Genomic DNA, 18016 nt, shown 5'->3' on the forward strand with positions numbered 1-18016 from the left:
CCCGCTACAGGACCGCGTTGAACAGGTAGCCGGCGAGCACGATGCCCGCGGCGACGATGGCGACGAACAGCGCGATGAGGCGCGGGCGGATCACGCGGCGCAGGATCACCAGCTCGGGAACGGAGAGCGCGACGGTCGCCATCATGAAGGCGAGCAGCGTGCCCATGGGGACGCCCTTGGCGAACAGCGCGTCCACCAGCGGCAGGACCCCGGCGGCGCCCGAGTACAGCGGGACGCCCAGCAGCACGGCGGCGAGCACGCCGAACGGGTTGTCGCCGCCCGCGATCCGGGCGACCAGATCCTCCGGCAGCCACCCGTGGATGGCCGCGCCGAGGCCGATGCCCACCACCAGGTACGGCCACACCTTGCGCAGCAGGGTCCGGGTCTCGGCGAGGCCCTCGGCCAGGCGGTCGTCCCAGGTGGGCCGCGTGCCGGCCGCCATCTGGAGGCCCCGCCCGCGCGGCTCGAGCACCCAGGGCTCCACCCAGCGCTCGGGACGCATGCGTCCGATCACCAGGCCCGCGATCACCGCGATCGCGAAGCCGGTCACCGCGTAGAGCAGCGCGGGGCCCAGCCCGAACGTGCTGAGCAGGAGCACGACCGCTACCTCGTTGACCAGGGGCGATGCGATGAGGAAGCTCATGGTGACGCCGAGCGGCACGCCCGCGGAGACGAAGCCGATGAAGCCCGGCACCGCGCTGCACGAGCAGAACGGTGCGGCCACGCCCAGGCCCGCGGCGATGACGTTGCCCACGCCCTCGCGGCGGCCGCCCAAGAGGGCTCGCACGCGCTCGGGCGTGATGAAGGTGCGCAGCACGCTCACCGCGAGGATGACGCCGGTGAGCAGCAGCAGGATCTTCACCGTGTCGAACAGGAAGAAGTGAATCGACTCCCCCGCGCGCGAGCCGGGCTCGAGCCCGACCACATCCCACAGCAGCCAGTCCCAGAACCGCTCGTTGAGCACGTAGACGGCGATGCCGACGGCGTAGGCCGCGAGCACCAGCGCGACCCTGCGCGACGGCCGGGGCATGCGACGGGTGGATGCGCGGTCCGGTGCGGGTCCCGCGCTGCGCACCTCAGCCTGCTCGGCCATCGTCCACCTCCTATTGACGTTCATCGATACGTCAAGCCTAGCAACGCATCGACATTCGTCAATACGAGCCGTAGGCTTGGCGCATGATCGAGCTCGAGATCGCCGAGGCGCCCTGCTGCACCCCCGAGGGCCCCGCCCTGCTCGACGCCGACCGCGCCGAGAGGCTCGCGGAGGCCTTCAAAGCGCTGAGCGACCCCACCCGCGTGCGCCTGCTGCTCCACCTCGCCGAGTCCGCGGACGGCACCGCATGCGCGTGCCACCTGCCCGACGAACTGGGCATCAGCCAGCCGACCATGAGCCACCACATGAAGCGGCTGGTCGACGCGGGCCTGGTCGATCGCGAGCAGCGCGGCCGCTGGGCGCACTTCACGGTGCGCGCCGAGGCCCTCGAGCCGCTGCAGGACATCCTCACGGCCGCCGCAGGCTCCACCGCCCCTCGCCAGCGGTAGATCCGCGCACGTCTCTGCGGTGGTTCGTGCGCTGGGCTACCACCAGGAGCGCTGAGAGGCCCTGCTGGCCCGCGCTCAGCCCTCGACCGGGATCACGAGCTGCGTCCTGAGGTCCGCCGGATCCATCCCCGGCACGGGCTCGTTGAGGTACACCTCCCAGAACGGTCCCGCCGGAGCCAGACCCTGATCCGCGGTCCACGCCATCAGGCGCCCCCAACTCTCCCCCACCGCGTCATAGGCGCCGGCGTGGATAGCCGTCACCGCGCGGCCCGCAGGCAGAGTGGATGGATGGACGTCGCCATCGACCTCGATCGGGGTCGCGACGGCCATCCCGACGTCCAGGTCGCACACGTCGGCGGGCATGCCGCGGTACCGCGCGAACGGCGCCTCGGCGGGCTCGACACCCTGCTTCTGGGTCGCCGCCCACACCGCGGCGAAGGCCTTGCCGAAGAATCCCCCCAGCTCCGCCATCGGCACCACGCCGGACACCACCGCGACGTGCTGCTCTGGCAGGTCGACCACCTGCGGATCCTGAAGCGTCATGGCCGATCCTCCTCGACAGCGAGCCCCGTCTTCGAGCCTAGGCGTCGGCCGCGGAGGCCGCGCGCCGGCAACTCGTCCATGTCCGCCGCCGATTCCGATAGCGACCATCGAGAGTCTGGCATTGGCCGGCGAGCACTAACTCGCCTGCAATGGCATCGACAGACCGGCGCGTCCAAGAACAGGGATGACGATGACGTCAGTGACCCCGGAGGGGCTCGAACGCACCGACACAGAGCCGCCCTCGCCGTGCGCCCCTGCCTCGTCTGAGCCGGCTACTGCCCCTGCTCGCGACGCTCACCGCGCTCGCGCCGCTGTCGATCGACATCTACACGCCGTCGCTACCTGGTACGCAGGAGGAGCTCGGGGGCGCCGACTGGCTCGCCCAGCCGTCCATCACCACGTTCCTGCTGGGGATCGGCGTCGGGCACCTGCTGCGGGGACCGTTGAGCGACCGGCACGGACGCCGCCCGTTCCGGTCGAAACCGCCGCTCAATTCCCCGAACGCTTGTTCGCGCGGGCGCCGGCGGGCGAGGCGTGCCGAGCGTTGTACCTCTCGGCCGAGGTCTGTTGGCGCGAGAGTTCGACGATCCACGGATCGGGATCAATGCCCAGCTTTCGCGCATTGCTGATGTTGAGTCGCGCGGCCTTGATACGCACATCCATCCGCCGCACGGCCTCAGTCCGCTCCTCCACCAAAGCCCCCTTTCACCACCGTCAGTATCGTGCTCAGCGGCGCGACGCGTCCACCGCTCCGGCACCGCTCAACGCGTCAAAGTAGAGCCGTTCGCGGGAACCGGTGCGGTTGTCGTCGCGTTCGAGGGCGGCGAGCAGGCCCACCGCGATCTCGAGCCGGTCGACGTCGCCACTGACGATGTACTCGCCGCACCGCTCGGCACGGCGCCACCATTCGGCACGTTGATCCGCCTCGGTTCGCTGCCGGAGCGTGCGCACACCGCCATATGCGCCGCCCAACGCCGCGATCGCCACCGCTGTCGAGTTCAACGACGCGGCCGCCGCGAGTGGATCGACGTCCACGAGCGCGGCTACCGCTGCCAAGGCGAGCGACGCGCCGATGAAGGCGCCGCCCAACGCCGCAATCGCCACGACCATGGCCTTGCGGGGCAGGCTCCTCCGCATGCAATGCCTCCGACCGCCCGCCGCCCGCATTCGTCGATGTGCCACGCGGCCGACGCTACGTGGCGGCACACGTCACCATCGAGTTGTCCACAATCGTGGGGGCGGCCGGGATGCACAGCGCGCCACAGGCGCTCAAGCGGCCCTGTACACGCAACATCGCGCCGGACTCCACGCCGCCGTCCCCGAATGGGTAGCTGGTTGTCGATTCTGCGGGATCCGTGCGCGCCACAGGTAGAACATGGTCGCCAACGCGCCGGGAGTGGGCCCTACCGGACTCGAACCGATGACACCTGCGGTGTAAACGCAGTGCTCTAACCAACTGAGCTAAGGGCCCGGGCGACCATTGTGCCAGGCGGCGCGGGTTCTCCGCCGCGCGGATTCTCAGCGGCGCGGGTTCTCAGCGGCACAGAGTCACAGCGACACGGGTTCGCAGCGGCGCCGGCGCTTCGGGCGCCCGAGAAGGCGGCAACTCAGCCGCGAAGCACCGCGAGCGCCGCGGCCGCGAGCCCCGCGAGCGCCCAGCTGACCAGGCTGCCCACCAGGAACTCCTCCGCGGCCGCGCCGCGACGGCGGTCACCGGAGATCTCCGGGAAGCGCCCGATGCCCTTGGCCGCCATGAGGCCCACGATCACCGCCTGCGCACCCACGAGCGCGAGCGCGGCGATGAGCCAGCGCTCGAGCGGCCCGATGAACCGGCCGCCCTTGAGATGGGTGACCGGGGTCGATGCCTCGGCGGGGTCGTCCTGCACCGCGCCGGCTCCCACCACGCCGGCTCCCGCCGCACCGGCTTCCACCTCACCGCCGGCCACCGCCCCGGCCCTCACGAGCACGTCGCGGCAGACGTCGTTGGCGGCATGCGTGAGCAGCACGGCAAGAGCCGCCCCGGCGACCACGAGCGGGGCCTGACCCCGAGCATCGTCCACCAGGAGCAGCGCGCCCGTCGCGACGACGAGCACCACGGCGGCCACGTCCGCGCCGAATGCCCGGCGCACCAGGATCCATGCGGCGGTCACGCAGGCGGCCACGCCGGCCCAGAACCACGCCACGTCGCCGAGCGCCACCGCCGCGACGAGGACGGCCGCGACCCACCCGCCGACCGCGAGCCCCGCACGGATCGACGTCCCGAGCCGCCACGTCACCAGGTCCGCGCCGGCGACCAGCGCGAGCAGCACCGCGGCGGTCATGCGGAATCCTCCGAACGCAGCACACCGGCCACCTGCTCCAGCGCCGCTCTCAGCGCGGCAGCCCCGGACCGGTGCGCGGCCTGCGACACGGCGCCCTGCGTGATCGACTCGTCGGCGGCGAGCTCCTGCTGGGACACGCCGCGCAGCAGCCCGGCAGCGATGCGGCGCTCGCGGGCCTTCATCCGCCCGACCACATGATCGCGGAGCAGCAGGAACGAGGAGGCCATGCCCGCATCGTCCCCCTCCCCTCCGACACACCACGACAGGACCGACCGCTCCCCCGCATCCTCGCGGCGATGCGCCTCCTGGATGGCCTCGCGGGCGCGCCACCAGCCGGAGCCGTCCGAGATGTCGCCGTCGACCTCGACCACCTCGCCCAGGCCGATGCCGGAGCGGACCCGGATCTCCTCGGGCAGCAGCAGCGGCGCGAGGGTGGTGACGGCAAGCGCGTCGGCCAGCGAGGCGTAGACACCCTGGAACTCGTCGCCCACGGTGCCCGCGAGGGGGCGCGCCGGCGCATCGTCCAGGGTGGCCTCGGCGTCGGCGAAGGCGGCGAGGACCGCCCGCTGGGCGCCTGCACGGTCGGCGAGCGTGCGGGAGCCGACGATGTCGACGATGACGGCGGCGACGTGCTCCATGCCGCCACAATAACGCTTATACCGTCAAGATATAAGCATTTTTGCGGACGATGTGGGGGCGGACGATGTGGGGCGGAGAGTGTGGAGACGAGAGAGGTGGGGGGCGGACGATGCGACGGGACCTTCGTGGGTCCGGGCACCGGCCCCGGGACCGCCGAACGGCCCCGCCCCGGCCCTCGCCTCAGCCCAGCAGGTGCTGGACGGCGGTCCGGTAGTCGTCGAGGTCGCGCGCCTCGCCCTCGGGGTTGATGATCGCCCAGCGCACCACGCCCTCGGCGTCGATGAGGACCGAGCCCCGCGAGGCGAGCCCCTTGCGCGGGTTGAACACGCCGTACGCGCGGGCGGCCTCGCCGTGCGGCCAGAAGTCGGACAGCAGGTCCGCCTTGTAGCCGTGCGTGTCGGCCCACGCCTTGAGCGTGTACACCGAGTCGCAGCTGATCACCACGATGCGCAGGTCGTCGCGGCCCTGCAGGTCCGCGGCATCGCGCAGGTCGATCAGCTCGTTGGTGCACGTGTCGGAGAACGCGAACGGCACGAAGACCAGCAGCACGGCCGTGCCGCGGAGGTCCTCGAGCGCGACGGCTCGTCCATGGGTGTCGGTCAAAGAGAACGCGGGGGCCGGGCGGCCCACCATGCGATGCGTCACTTGGAGCGGCCCTTCTCGACCAGATGGGTGGCGGACCACGAGCCGCCGACCACGAACGTGGACGTGGCGTGGAGCCCCGCGAGCGACGCGGACTCCTGGATGTCTCGGGGCAGCACGTGTCCGGCCGTGCCGGCCTTGGGGGTGCACAGCCACACGGGCGCGCCGTCGTCGAGCAGCGTCTGAGCGTCGACCAGCAGGTCGGTCAGGTCGTCGTCGCCGTCGCGGAACCAGACGATCACCGCGTCGGTGACGTCGCCGTAGTCCTCGTCGACAAGGTCCTCGCCGGTCGCCGCCTCGACCGCGGCGCGGAAGTCCGCGTCCGTGTCGTCGTCGTAGCCGTACTCCTGGATGATGTGCCCGGATTGGAGTCCGAGCCGCGCGACAACCCCCTCCATAGCGGTCTTCGCGTCCTCCTGCGTCGCCACGGCGGCGGCACCCCTTTCGTCGCTGAAGGCGCACCATTGAGCGCCTGGCGACAACAGTAGGGCCACGGCCCGCCGGGGTGCAATGCGCCGCCCTGCGCGGGGTCGAATCGGACACCCGGGCGGGGTGAGAAGAGTCACGCCGACGGGGCCGGATGCGCCGCCCGGAGGCTGGCGTGACATTCCCCCAAGTTGTGGCAAGAATGTGTCCGAAGGCGGCTTCGACCAGGCCGCGGATCCCCATTCACGCGCGCTACCCGCGCGCACCTTCAGGAAGGTCACCAGTGGCACACTTCGGTGCGGTAGACAAGGACCCGGGCGAGACCAACGAGTGGCTCGAGTCCCTCGATGGTCTGATCGAGGACGGGGGTGAGTCCCGCGCCGAATACATCGTCGACCAGCTCGTCGAGCACGCGTCGAAGCGCCAGCTCTCCGTCCCGCTGAGCCTCAACACGCCGTACGTCAACACCATTCACGCGGACGACGAGCCCGAGTTCCCCGGCGACGAGGAGATCGAGCGCCGCTACCGCGGCTGGATCCGCTGGAACGCCGCCGTCATGGTCACGCGCGCGCAGGCCGGCGGCAAGGGCGTGGGCGGCCACATCTCCTCCTACGCCTCCGTCGCGACGCTCTACGAGGTGGGCCTCAACCACTTCTTCCGCGGCAAGGACCACCCCGGCGGCGGCGACCAGGTCTACTTCCAGGGCCACGCGGCGCCCGGCGTGTACGCCCGCGGCTTCGTCGAGGGCCGCTTCCAGCAGGAGGACCTCGACTCGTTCCGCCAGGAGAAGTCCGGCCCGGGCCGCGGCCTGTCCTCCTACCCGCACCCGCGCCTCATGCCCGACCTGTGGGAGTTCCCCACGGTGTCCATGGGCCTGGGCCCCGCGTCCGCGATCTACCAGGCGTGGACCAACCGCTACCTGCACAACCGCGGCCTCAAGGACACCTCCGAGCAGCACGTGTGGGCATTCCTGGGCGACGGCGAGATGGACGAGCCGGAGAGCCGCGGCATGCTCCAGCTCGCGGCGACGCAGGGGCTCGACAACCTCACCTTCGTGGTCAACTGCAACCTGCAGCGCCTCGACGGCCCGGTGCGCGGCAACGGCAAGATCATCCAGGAGCTCGAGGCGTACTTCCGCGGCGCCGGCTGGAACGTCCTCAAGGTCGTGTGGGGCCGCGGCTGGGATCCGCTGCTCAAGCGCGACGACGACGGCGCGCTGGTCAACCTCATGAACACCGTCCCCGACGGCGACTTCCAGACGTTCCGCGCCGAGTCCGGCGCGTTCATCCGCGACCAGTTCTTCGGCGGCGACCCGCGCGCCAAGGAGCTGGTCAAGGACATGACGGACGACGAGATCTGGGCGCTCAAGCGCGGCGGCCACGACTACCGCAAGCTCTACGCCGCCTACGCCCGCGCGACGCAGGAGAAGAACGGCAAGCCCACGGTCATCCTCGCGAAGACCATCAAGGGCTACGGCCTGGGCGCCAACTTCGCCGCGCGCAACGCGACGCACCAGATGAAGAAGCTCGCGACCGCGGACCTCAAGGTCCTGCGCGACACCTTCGACATCCCGTTCACGGACGAGGAGCTCGAGGCCGACCCGTACAACCCGCCGTACTACCACCCGGGCTTCGACGACCCGGCGGTGCAGTACATGCTGGACCGCCGCCGCGCGCTCGGGGGCTGGGTGCCGGAGCGCCGCGCCGAGCCCGCGCCCATCGAGCTGCCCGAGGACCGCGCCTACGACCTGCTGGCCAAGGGATCGGGCAAGCAGGAGGTGGCGACGACCATGGCGTTCGTCCGCCTGTTCAAGGACCTGGTGCGAGACAAGGGGTTCGGCAACCGCATCGTGCCGATCATCCCCGACGAGGCGCGCACCTTCGGCCTCGACTCGATCTTCCCGTCGGCCAAGATCTTCAACACGAACGGCCAGAACTACCTGCCGGTGGACCGCGAGCTCATGCTGAGCTACAAGGAGTCCGAGGCCGGGCAGATCATGCACACGGGCATCAACGAGGCCGGCTCCGCCGCCGCGTTCCAGGCCGTGGGCACGTCCTACGCGACGCACGGCCAGCCGCTGGTGCCGTTCTACATCTTCTACTCGATGTTCGGCTTCCAGCGCACGGGCGACCAGTTCTGGGCGGCGGGCGACCAGCTCACCCGCGGCTTCATCATCGGCGCCACGGCCGGCCGCACCACCCTCGCGGGCGAGGGCCTGCAGCACGGCGACGGACACTCCCCCATCCTCGCCGGCACGAACACCGCGGTGGTCCACTACGACCCGGCATTCGGCTACGAGATCCGCCACATCGTGCGCGACGGCATCGACCGCATGTACGGGCCCGAGGACGGCCGCGACAAGAACGTCATGTACTACCTCACGGTGTACAACGAGCCGTACCAGCAGCCGGCCGAGCCGGAGAACGTCGACGTCGAGGGCATCCTCAAGGGCATCTACCGGTACGCGCCGGCGCCCGAGGGTCACGGCCCGGAGGCACAGATCCTCGCCTCCGGCGTGGCGGTGCCGTGGGCGATCGAGGCGCAGGAGCTGCTGCTCCAGCACTACGGCGTCCGCGCGGCCGTGTGGTCGGTGACGTCCTGGAACGAGCTGCGCCGCGACGCCCTCGCCGCCGAGCAGCACGCCTTCCTCCACCCCGACGAGGAGGCGCGCACGCCCTTCCTCACCCAGCGCCTGCAGGGCGCGAACGGCCCGTTCGTCGCGACCTCGGACTACGACCACCTGGTCACCGATCAAATCCGCGCCTGGGTCCCGGGCGAGTACGCGACGCTGGGTGCGGACGGCTTCGGCTTCTCCGACACCCGCGCCGCCGCGCGCCGCTTCTTCAAGATCGACGGCGCCTCGACCGCGGTCCGGGTGCTCCAGCAGCTCGAGCGCCGCGGCGAGGTCGAGCGGGGCACCACGGCGGACGCGATCGGCCGCTTCGAGCTCCACGACGTGACCAAGGGCACCTCGGGCAACGCCGGCGGTGACGCCTAGCGGGTCCGGCGCTCCACGCGCGAGAAGGGGGATCGGCCCGCGGGCCGATCCCCCTTCTCGCGTCTCAGGTCACGCGCGCGGCGCGTCCTCCTCGGTGGACGATGCATCGGTCGCCTCGGGCTCGTCTGTTGCCTCGGCATCGTCGGTGGACGATGCGTCGGTTGCCTCGGGCTCGTCGGTTGCCTCGGCATCGTCGGTGGACGATGCGTCGGCTGCCTCGGTCTCCGGGGCCGCCTCGGCCTCGTCGGCGACCTCGACCTCGGCCTCGTCATCCGCCGCGCCCTCCTCGCGCACGGTGCGCACGTCGACCTCGCGGGTGTCGTCGTCCAGGTCTCCCGACGCGGGCTCGACGACCGCATCGGCCGGCGGAACCGTCGCATCGTCCCAGGACGTGGTGGACGAGGCCTCGACGTCCGCGGCGACGTGGCCGCGCGTGACGCCGGCCGCGACCGCGGCGGTGGAGATGGTGCCGGTGTGGAAGCGCGAGGCCTCCTCGGCGGCGCGACGCGCCTTGACGAACGACGAGCGGACGGCGAACGCGCCCCACGCGGTGAGCAGGAGCAGGACGCCGAGCGCGATCCACAGGCCGATCAGCGTGTTAGTGGCCCAGGGCGACTCCGGCATGAGCACGGCGTAGCCCTCGAACGCGCACGCGCCCTCGTCGCCGGTGACCGAGCCGAACAGGTGGTAGACGCCCGAGACCTCGAGCGACGTGCGGTCCTCGATCCACGTGAGAGCTCCCGCGACGTCGAGCGAGCCGGACAGCGCCTCGACGGGCTCCGCGCCCGTGACGGTGACCGTGCGGACCGGCACGTCGAAGCCCGCGAGGGTGAGCCCGGCCTGGCGCTCGGTCACGGCGATCGGGGTGGCGGCGGTGGCGCTCCACTGGACCGCCTCGTCCGCCGTGACGGTGAAGCGCGACACGATCGACGTGTCCGCAGGCGTGGCGACCAGGCCGCCGGCGGTGGCCTGGAGGGTGCAGCCCTCGGAGACGGCACCGGTGCGGAACGTCTCCGGGATGCCCGTGAGGCCCACGCCGGTCAGGATGCCGGCGATCACGGCGACCGTGACGAAGCGCGCGCGGGCCGCGGACACCGAGCGGGTCAGCAGGCCGGCGGTCGCGAGGATGGTCGCGGCGAGGATGAGGAACACGGGGAGGCGGTCGGGCGGGACCATGCCTCCCTGCCACAGCAGGCCGAGCACCACGATCCCGAGGAGGAGTCCGAGCAGGGCTCCGGTGATCGGACGGGGTCGGGGTGTCATGGCGTCTCCTCGCAACAGGGAAGGGTGGGACAGGGTGATGCACGTCACGCTATCCCGGCCGTCCCGACAAATGCGGCAGGTCGCGCCACGCCTCGCGAGCGTGTCGCGGGACCGGAGGCTTGTCCGGTTCCCACAAACGCCCATTACCCTGAGGCCCATGGTCACCCCCGAGATGCGGGTCGAGACCCTGCGCCGCCTGCGCGGCGGCACGGGCCGGCTCGCCACCGCGGCGCTGAAGTCGCTCGACGCCGAGTTCCCCTGGTTCCGCCAGCTGCCCGCGCAGGAGCGCTCCTGGGTCGGGTCGGTCGCGCAGGCCGGCATCACGTCCTTCGTCGCGTGGTTCTCGGACCCGCACGCCCACCACCGCGGCGCCCTCGAGGTGTTCGCGGCCGCCCCGCCCGAGCTCACCCGTGCGATCTCCCTCCAGCACACGCTCAGCATCGTCCGCACGGTTGTCACCGTGGTCGAGGACCACTCCGACGAGTTCGCCGCCCCCGGCTCGGAGGCCCACCTGCGCGAGGCGGTGCTGCGCTACTCCCGCGAGATCGCGTTCTCCGCGGCGGAGGTCTACGCGCGGGCCGCCGAATCCCGCGGCGCCTGGGACGCGCGGCTCGAGGCGCTCGTGGTGGACTCCCTGGTACGCGGCGAGGTGGGCGACGATCTCCCCTCGCGCGCGGCGGCCCTGGGCTGGAAGCCCGGCCCCACGCTCGTCATGGTGGGCCGCACCGACGGTCCGCTGGGCGAGGTCCAGTCCGCGGAGCTGCGCCGCACCGTCCGCCGCGCCGCGCCGGGATCGCTCGTGGGCATCCATGGCGAGGATCTGGTCGTCATCGCCCGCTCGGATGCGGACCACGACCAGCTCGCGACGACGCTTCTGCCCTGCTTCGGCCCCGGTCCCGTGGTCACCGGGCCGCCGGCGGTCACGCTCGTCGAGGTCGCCCGCGCCACCCGCGCCGCCATGGCCGGCGCCTCCGCGGCCCCCGCCTGGGCGCTCGCCCCCCGCCCCGTGAGCGCGGACGAGCTGCTGCCCGAGCGCGTCCTGGTGGGCGATGCGAGCGCCGCCGAGCGCCTGGTCGCCGTCGCCTACGACCCCATCGCGGCCGCGGGCGGCTCGCTCCAGGAGACCGTCGCGACGTTCCTCGACTCGGGGCGGTCGCTCGAACTGGCGGCCCGCACCATGTTCGTCCATGCCAACACGGTGCGCTACCGGCTCAAGAAGGTGGCGGAGATGACCGGGTGGGACGTGCTCAGCACCCGCGACGCGCACGTGCTGCAGTTCGCCTTCGCGCTCGGTCGCCTGCGCGACGCCGACCACTCCCCTTTGTAGAGACCCCACAACAACACGGGCCGGACTCCGTAAGCACGCGCGGTCGCGGCCCCCGATCCGTGAGGCAGGCTTGAACCCATGATCGCTCTCCTTTGTCCCGGCCAGGGTGCCCAGGCGCCCGGGATGCTCGAGCCCTGGCTCGAGATCCCGAGCGTCGCCGCGCGCCTCGCCGCGCTCTCCGAGGCCGCCGGCGTCGACGTGGTCGCGCACGGCACCGTCTCGGATGCCGACACGATCCGCGACACCGCCGTGGCCCAGCCGCTCCTGGTCGCCACCGCGATCGCGACGGGCCGCGAGCTGCTCGGGGACACGGCGCCGGCGCTCGCCGCGGGCCACTCCGTGGGCGAGTTCGGCGCCGCCGCGCTCGCCGGCGTCGTCACCGACGCCGAGGCCATGCGCCTGGTCGCCGTCCGCGCGACCGCGATGGCCCGCGCCGCCGCTCAGGGAGGCCCCACCTCGATGGCAGCCGTCCTGGGCGGGCAGCCCGACGAGGTCGAGGCGGCGCTCGCGCGCCACGGCCTCACGGCCGCGAATGTCAACGGCGGCGGCCAGGTGGTCGCCGCGGGTGCCAAGGACGCGATCGCCGCGCTCGTGGCCGAGCCCCCCACCCGCGCCCGCGTGATCGAGCTCCAGGTCGCCGGCGCGTTCCACACGGACGTCATGCTCCCCGCGGTCGCGGACCTCCACGCCGCCGCGGCCACCGCGGTCCCCGCGGACCCCGCGCACGTGCTCCTGTCGAACGCCGACGGCCGCGAGGTCGCGGACGGGGCCGATGCGCTGGCCCGGATGGTCAACCAGGTCGCCAACCCGGTGCGCTGGGACCTGTGCATGGAGCGCATGCTCGCGCTGGGCGTCACCGGCATCGTCGAGGTCGCGCCGGGCGGCGTCCTCACGGGCCTCGCCAAGCGCGCGATGAAGGGGATCCCGAGCGTCGCGCTCAAGACCCCGGCAGACCTGGACGCCGCCCGCGAGCTGATCGAGGCCCACGCATGACCACCATGACCGTCCGCCGGGGACCCGAGTTCACCCGCATCCTGGGCCTGGGCGCCGCCCGCGGCGAGAACGCCGTGCCCAACGCGGACCTCATCAAGCCGATCGACTCCTCCGACGAGTGGATCCGCAAGATGACGGGCATCGTCACCCGCGTGCGCGCCAACCCCGAGACGTCCGTGATCGACCTGTCGGAGCGCGCCGCGCGCGACGCGATCGCCCATGCCGGCATCGACGCGAGCGAGATCGACGCGGTCCTGCTGTCGACCATCACGTACCCCCACATGACCCCGGGCGGGGCACCCGTCCTGGCCGACCGCATCGGCGCCACTCCCGCGGCCGCCTACGACATCTCCGCGGCCTGCGCGGGCTACTGCTACGGCATTGGCCAGGCCGATGCGCTGGTCCGCTCGGGCGCGGCCCGCAACGTCCTGGTCGTGGGCGCGGAGAAGCTCTCCGACATCGTCGACCCGGCCGACCGCTCCATCTCCTACCTGCTGGGCGACGCCGCCGGCGCGGTGGTCATCGGCGCCTCGGACGAGCCGGGCATCGGCCCCACGGTGTGGGGCTCGGACGGGTCCGGCGCGCAGCTGATCCGCCAGACCGCCTCGTGGCTCGAGTACGGCGCGGACCGCGACCTGCCCTACCCCACGCTGCGCCAGGAGGGCCCCAGCGTGTTCAAGTGGGCGTCCTTCAAGATGGCGCCCGTCGCCCGCGAGGCGATCGAGGCCGCGGGCCTCACGCCGGCGGACATCAAGGCCTTCATCCCCCACCAGGCGAACATCCGCATCATCGACCAGATGGTGAAGCAGATCGGCCTGCCCAAGCACGTCGCTGTCGCCAAGGACATCGTCGACTCGGGCAACACCTCCGCCGCGTCGATCCCGCTCGCCACCGAGCGGCTGCTGCGCGACGGGGCCGCCAAGTCCGGCGACCTGGCGCTGCAGATCGGCTTCGGCGCGGGACTCGTCTACGCCGCCCAGGTGGTGGTCCTGCCCTGACGCGCGGCCCGCGCGTAGAGTTCACAACCGTTCGACCCGAACACGGCGCCGCCGGCGCCACCTACCCATCAAAGGAGCACCCCATGGCACTGTCCCAGGACGAGGTCCTCGCCGGTCTTGCCGAGATCGTCAACGAGGAGACCGACATCGACACCGCCGAGGTCACCCTCGAGAAGTCCTTCACGGACGACCTCGACATCGACTCGCTGTCGATGATGACCATCGTCACCCTCGCGGAGGAGAAGTTCGACGTCCGCATCCCCGACGAGAAGGTCAAGGACCTCGTCACCGTCGGCGACGCGGTCTCGTTCATCACCGACGCCCAGGCCTGATCCCCCGCACCCCCTCCTAAGGAGCCCCATGAACGTCGTCGTCACCGGACTCGGCACCACCTCCCCGCTCGGCGGGGACGTGCCCTCCACGTGGGAGGCCGCGCTCGCCGGCCGCTCGGGCGTGCGCACGCTCGACAACGACTGGGGCGAGACGTACGGCGTGCCCGTGACCTTCGCGGGTCAGCTCGCCGTGCCCACCTCGGAGGTGCTGCGCAAGCCCGAGATGCGCCGCATGGACCCGTCCGCGCAGATGGCGATCGTCGCCGCGCGCGAGGCATGGGCCGATGCAGGGGCCCCGGAGGTCGACCCCGACCGCCTGGGCAGCGTGGTCTCGTCGGGCATCGGCGGCGTGTGGACGCTGCTCACGGCATGGGACACGGTGAAGGAGCGGGGCGCCGACCGCGTCCTGCCCCTCACCGTGCCCATGCTGATGCCCAACTCCCCCACCGCGTACGTGTCCCTCGAGTTCACGGCGCGCGCGGGATCGCACTCGCCCGTGTCCGCCTGCGCCTCGGGCGCCGAGGCGATCGGCATGGGCTTCGAGATGATCCAGTCGGGCCGCGCGGACATGGTGATCTGCGGCGGCACGGAGGCGGCGATCCACCCGCTGCCCATCAGCGCCTTCGCCTCGATGCAGGCGCTGTCCAAGAACAACGACGACCCGGCGGGCGCCTCGCGCCCCTACGACGTCAAGCGCGACGGCTTCGTCATGGGCGAGGGCTCCGGCGTGGTCGTCCTCGAGTCCGAGGAGCACGCCCGCGCCCGCGGCGCCCGCATCCGGGCCCGCGTACTGGGCCTGGGCATGACGGCGGACGCCCACCACATCGCGGCCCCCGAGCCCAACGGCGTGGGCCAGACCCGGGCCATGCAGTTCGCGCTCGAGCGCGCCGGCCTCACCCCGGCGGACGTCGCGCACGTCAACGCGCACGCCACCTCCACCCCGGTGGGCGACATGATCGAGGCCCGCGGCATCCGCTCCCTGCTGGGCGCCCACGCGGACCAGGTGCTGCTGTCCGCCACCAAGTCGATGACCGGCCACCTGCTGGGCGGCGCGGGCGCCCTCGAGTCCGTCTTCACCATCAAGGCCCTCGAGGAGCGCACCGCTCCCCCGACCATCAACGTGGACGAGCCGGACCCCGAGCTCCAGGTGGACCTGGTGCGCGACACCCCGCGCGCGCTGCCCGAGGGTCAGATCGCCGCGATCAACAACTCGTTCGGCTTCGGCGGCCACAACGTGGCGCTGGTGTTCGGCACCGTCTGACGCGCGCGGGGCGCGCTGCGCGGTCCTCAGTGTCCCGCAACGCGCTCAGCTCCCCCGGGGGCGGTCCTCACTGTCCCGGACTTGGGTGGGTGGGTGGCCGGGTGAGGGTGCGGGCGTCCGCGCCTGTCAGCCCAGGCCGTCGCGCAGCCGCACCAGCGCGGCGTCGGTGGCGTCGGCGAGCGACACCTCGTCCTGGTTCGCCCACCACACGGCCGCGACGACCATGCAGCTCACGGCGGCCGACGACGCGACCTCGGCCTCGAGCGCGCCCAAGGTCTTGCGGAAGTGCTCGGCCATCGCCTTGCGCAGCACCTCCATGGCCTCGGCGCCCGCGCCGAAGACGTCCGGGTTCGCGCCGATGATCTGCATGCGCGTGCGCAGCAGGCGCTCCTCCTCCGCGTCCATGGGGGGACCGCCGGCCGCCGACTCGCGGATGCCGTCGATCCCGTCGGCCACGCCCGAGTAGTCCGGCGCGCCCGCCTCGATGAAGCGCGAGCGGAAGTCGCGCCACACCAGGTCCTGCTTGTGCTCGAAGTAGCGGAACAGGGTCCGGCGCGAGATGTCCGACGCGGCCGCCACATCGTCCATGGTCACGGCGTCGTAGCCGCGTTCCGCGAACAGGTGGACGGCCTCAAGGGCGATCCGGTCGGGGTCGGCGATCTGCGGGCGTCCGGGGCGGCGAGGCTGATCCATGAACTCACCGTAGCGGCACGGCGTGCCGACGCAAGGGGACGCGCGGCGCGTGCCCCCAGGTAGGCGTGCGGCGGCGCCCGGACGCTCTTGGGTCAGGGGCGGCGGCCTCAGCCGACGCGGTGCAGCCAGCGCACGGGGGCGCCGTGCCCGGCGTAGCGGAAGGGCTCGAGCTCCTCGTCCCACGCGGTGCCGAGCGCGAGGTCCATGGCGCGGCGCACGTCGACCGCCGAGCCGGCGTTCTCGATCGCGGAGCGGATGCGGTCCTCCGGCACCACGATGTTGCCGTGCACGTCCGTGACGGCGTGGAAGATTCCCAGCGAGGGGGTGTGCGACCAGCGGCCGCCGTCGCAACCGAACGACGGGTCCTCGGTCACCTCGTAGCGCACGTGCTCCCAGCCGCGCAGCGCGGAGGCGAGCCGCGCGCCGGTGCCCTGCTGGCCCTGCCAGGCCACCTCGGCGCGGAGCAGTCCCGAGCCGGCGGGCTGGTCCGTCCAGTCAAAAGAGGCGCGCGAGCCCAGCACTCCCTGCGCGGCCCATTCGATGTGCGGGCACATCGCTCGGGTGGCCGAGTGCACGAAAAGGACACCACGGGAGATTGCAGCCATGACCCTTTTCCTTCCTGTGAGGTGCGTCTTCCCCTACGACCTCGAAGGAAACAACCATGACACCGGGTGTGCCTCCTATCCTGCACCATCCCCCGGCGGTTCGCCACAACCGTCGCGGGCGCGTCGTGCCAGGCTGGGGGCATGGCCATCACCGACGAGGTCCTGACGGTCGCGCAGATCCGTGCCGCGGAGGAGGCGACCATGCGCGCGGTGCCCGAGGAGGAGCTCATGCGCCGCGCGTCGCTCGCGGTCGCCGATGCGACGGCCGCCCTGGGCGCCGAGCACGGCATCGCCCTGCCGGGGCTGCACGTGTGCGTGGTCGCCGGGTCCGGCCACAACGGCGGCGACGCGCTGCTCGCGGGCGCCGAGCTCGCGCGCCGCGGCGCCGCACAGGTGGTCGCGGTGGTCCTGGGCGAGCGAGCCTACGAGCCGGGGGTGGCCGCGGTGACGGCCGTGTCCGGGGACGACGCGGTGGTCCGGGGCAACTCCCGCCTCGCCCGGGAGTACGTGGCCGGGGCGGACGTGGTGATCGACGGCTTCGCCGGGATCGGGGGCCGGCCGGGCCTGCCGGACGACGCCTGGAACCTGCTGGGGCGCGCGTCGTGCTGGTCGCTGCCCATCGTCGCCGTGGACATCCCGTCGGGGCTCGCCGCGGACTCGTCCGAGGTGCCGCCGCGCGGGCCGGGCGACTGCGCCGAGTCGCCGCCGCGCCACGTGCGCGCCGCCGTCACGGTCACGTTCACCGCGCGCAAGCGCTGCCTGGTCGAGCAGCCGGCGGCCCAGGCCGCGGGCCGGGTGATCGTCGCGGACGCGGGGATCGAGCTCCCGGCTCAGGCAGTCGTCTGACTCAGTCGGTCGATCGGCTCAGCCGGTCGTCCGACCGACCTGGGCGATCGAGCGGCTCAGCCGCGCTCCTCGAGGGACTCGCGCAGCTCGCGCATGGCGCGGCGCCGCACGTCCTTCTTGAGCCGGTCGAGGTAGAGCTTGCCGTCCAGGTGGTCGCACTCGTGGTTGATGAGGCGCGCCCAGATCTCCTCGCCCTCGATGACCACCTCGCCGCCGTCGAGGTCGGTGCCGATCGCCTTGGCGTAGGCGGGGCGCTCGCAGGGGTACCAGAGGCCGGGCACGGAGAGGCAGCCCTCCTCGCCCAGGTCCTGAAGTTCGTCGCTGACCTCGACGATGCTCGGGTTGAGGATGTAGCCGATCTCGCCGTCGATGTTCCAGGAGAACGCCTTGAGCGAGACGCCGATCTGATTGGCGGCGAGTCCGGCGCGGCCGTCGTGGTCGACCGTCTCGAGCAGGTCCTCGACCAGCTGGCGCACCCGGTCGTCGACCTCGGTGATGGGCTCGCAGGGGGTGCGGAGGACGGGGTCGCCGATCGTACGGATGTCTCGCATAGCCATGCGCGTATCATTCCACGCCGCCGCGCGCGC

Annotated in this window: 20 protein-coding genes and 1 tRNA gene; 8 read left to right on the forward strand and 13 right to left on the reverse strand. The window is 72.3% G+C overall.

Annotated elements, in window-relative coordinates:
* Positions 1–4 precede the first annotated feature (4 nt).
* On the reverse strand, positions 5–1093 hold the full coding sequence (locus AOM03_RS03960; protein ID WP_227589877.1) for a permease: 1089 nt from the start codon (positions 1091–1093) through the stop codon (positions 5–7).
* 83 nt (positions 1094–1176) lie between these two features.
* On the opposite strand from AOM03_RS03960, the gene AOM03_RS03965 reads away from it, so the two are divergent.
* A complete protein-coding gene (locus tag AOM03_RS03965; RefSeq protein ID WP_062378477.1) occupies positions 1177–1542 on the forward strand; it encodes an ArsR/SmtB family transcription factor in 366 nt (121 codons plus the stop codon).
* Between the two features lie 75 nt (positions 1543–1617).
* Here AOM03_RS03965 and AOM03_RS03970 read toward each other — a convergent pair whose 3' ends face one another.
* The 8 genes from AOM03_RS03970 to AOM03_RS04000 form a co-directional block, all read right to left on the reverse strand.
* A complete protein-coding gene (locus AOM03_RS03970) occupies positions 1618–2085 on the reverse strand; it encodes a GyrI-like domain-containing protein (protein ID WP_062378478.1) in 468 nt (155 codons plus the stop codon).
* Between the two features lie 489 nt (positions 2086–2574).
* Positions 2575–2778, reverse strand: a complete 204-nt coding sequence (locus AOM03_RS12640) for a hypothetical protein (RefSeq protein ID WP_156157602.1) — start codon at positions 2776–2778, stop codon at positions 2575–2577.
* 33 nt (positions 2779–2811) lie between these two features.
* Positions 2812–3222: a hypothetical protein gene (locus AOM03_RS03975; protein WP_062378479.1), complete on the reverse strand. Its 411-nt coding sequence runs from the start codon at positions 3220–3222 to the stop codon at positions 2812–2814.
* 260 nt (positions 3223–3482) lie between these two features.
* A tRNA-Val gene (locus tag AOM03_RS03980) sits at positions 3483–3556 on the reverse strand.
* A gap of 136 nt (positions 3557–3692) precedes the next feature.
* On the reverse strand, positions 3693–4406 hold the full coding sequence (locus AOM03_RS03985) for a hypothetical protein (protein WP_062378480.1): 714 nt from the start codon (positions 4404–4406) through the stop codon (positions 3693–3695).
* Positions 4403–5044, reverse strand: coding sequence for a SatD family protein (locus AOM03_RS03990; RefSeq protein WP_062378481.1), 642 nt, complete (start codon positions 5042–5044; stop codon positions 4403–4405). The genes AOM03_RS03985 and AOM03_RS03990 overlap by 4 nt, the downstream gene beginning before the upstream one ends.
* 181 nt (positions 5045–5225) lie before the next feature.
* Positions 5226–5690 carry a peroxiredoxin gene (locus tag AOM03_RS03995; protein WP_369345440.1) on the reverse strand — a complete coding sequence of 155 codons (465 nt, stop codon included), beginning with the start codon at positions 5688–5690 and terminating at the stop codon, positions 5226–5228.
* Entirely contained in the window at positions 5687–6085 is a 399-nt protein-coding gene (locus AOM03_RS04000; RefSeq protein ID WP_062379183.1) for a DUF3052 domain-containing protein, read from the reverse strand. The genes AOM03_RS03995 and AOM03_RS04000 overlap by 4 nt, the downstream gene beginning before the upstream one ends.
* A gap of 230 nt (positions 6086–6315) precedes the next feature.
* Between AOM03_RS04000 and aceE the strand changes: the two genes are divergently transcribed.
* Positions 6316–9111 (forward strand): pyruvate dehydrogenase (acetyl-transferring), homodimeric type, encoded by a 2796-nt coding sequence (gene aceE / locus AOM03_RS04005; protein ID WP_082092085.1) that lies wholly within the window; start codon positions 6316–6318, stop codon positions 9109–9111.
* A gap of 69 nt (positions 9112–9180) precedes the next feature.
* On the opposite strand, the gene AOM03_RS04010 is transcribed toward aceE, so the two are convergent.
* Positions 9181–10374, reverse strand: a complete 1194-nt coding sequence (locus tag AOM03_RS04010; RefSeq protein ID WP_062378484.1) for a hypothetical protein — start codon at positions 10372–10374, stop codon at positions 9181–9183.
* Positions 10375–10531: 157 nt separating this feature from the next.
* Here AOM03_RS04010 and AOM03_RS04015 point away from each other — a divergent pair, with 157 nt between their 5' ends.
* The 5 genes from AOM03_RS04015 (at position 10532) to fabF (ending at position 15285) form a co-directional block, all read left to right on the forward strand.
* Complete coding sequence (locus AOM03_RS04015) at positions 10532–11701, forward strand: PucR family transcriptional regulator (protein ID WP_062378485.1); 1170 nt, start codon at positions 10532–10534, stop codon at positions 11699–11701.
* A 78-nt stretch (positions 11702–11779) separates the two neighbouring features.
* A complete protein-coding gene (locus AOM03_RS04020) occupies positions 11780–12694 on the forward strand; it encodes an ACP S-malonyltransferase (protein WP_062378486.1) in 915 nt (304 codons plus the stop codon).
* Positions 12691–13692, forward strand: a complete 1002-nt coding sequence (locus AOM03_RS04025; protein ID WP_062378487.1) for a beta-ketoacyl-ACP synthase III — start codon at positions 12691–12693, stop codon at positions 13690–13692. The genes AOM03_RS04020 and AOM03_RS04025 overlap by 4 nt, the downstream gene beginning before the upstream one ends.
* An 83-nt stretch (positions 13693–13775) precedes the next feature.
* Positions 13776–14024 (forward strand): acyl carrier protein, encoded by a 249-nt coding sequence (locus AOM03_RS04030; RefSeq protein WP_062378488.1) that lies wholly within the window; start codon positions 13776–13778, stop codon positions 14022–14024.
* 28 nt (positions 14025–14052) lie between these two features.
* Complete coding sequence (gene fabF / locus AOM03_RS04035) at positions 14053–15285, forward strand: beta-ketoacyl-ACP synthase II (protein ID WP_062378489.1); 1233 nt, start codon at positions 14053–14055, stop codon at positions 15283–15285.
* Between the two features lie 126 nt (positions 15286–15411).
* Here the strand turns inward: fabF and AOM03_RS12790 are convergent, their stop codons facing one another.
* Positions 15412–15978 (reverse strand): TetR family transcriptional regulator, encoded by a 567-nt coding sequence (locus AOM03_RS12790; RefSeq protein WP_062378490.1) that lies wholly within the window; start codon positions 15976–15978, stop codon positions 15412–15414.
* A gap of 107 nt (positions 15979–16085) precedes the next feature.
* Positions 16086–16583, reverse strand: a complete 498-nt coding sequence (locus tag AOM03_RS04045; protein ID WP_062378491.1) for a DUF3145 domain-containing protein — start codon at positions 16581–16583, stop codon at positions 16086–16088.
* 141 nt (positions 16584–16724) lie between these two features.
* Between AOM03_RS04045 and AOM03_RS04050 the strand changes: the two genes are divergently transcribed.
* Entirely contained in the window at positions 16725–17429 is a 705-nt protein-coding gene (locus tag AOM03_RS04050; RefSeq protein WP_062378492.1) for an NAD(P)H-hydrate epimerase, read from the forward strand.
* A gap of 56 nt (positions 17430–17485) precedes the next feature.
* Here the strand turns inward: AOM03_RS04050 and def are convergent, their stop codons facing one another.
* On the reverse strand, positions 17486–17986 hold the full coding sequence (gene def / locus AOM03_RS04055) for a peptide deformylase (protein ID WP_062378493.1): 501 nt from the start codon (positions 17984–17986) through the stop codon (positions 17486–17488).
* Positions 17987–18016: the final 30 nt, after the last annotated feature.

This window comes from Demequina pelophila (assembly GCF_000971175.1).
In the GTDB taxonomy this organism is placed as follows: Bacteria; Actinomycetota; Actinomycetes; order Actinomycetales; family Demequinaceae; genus Demequina; species Demequina pelophila.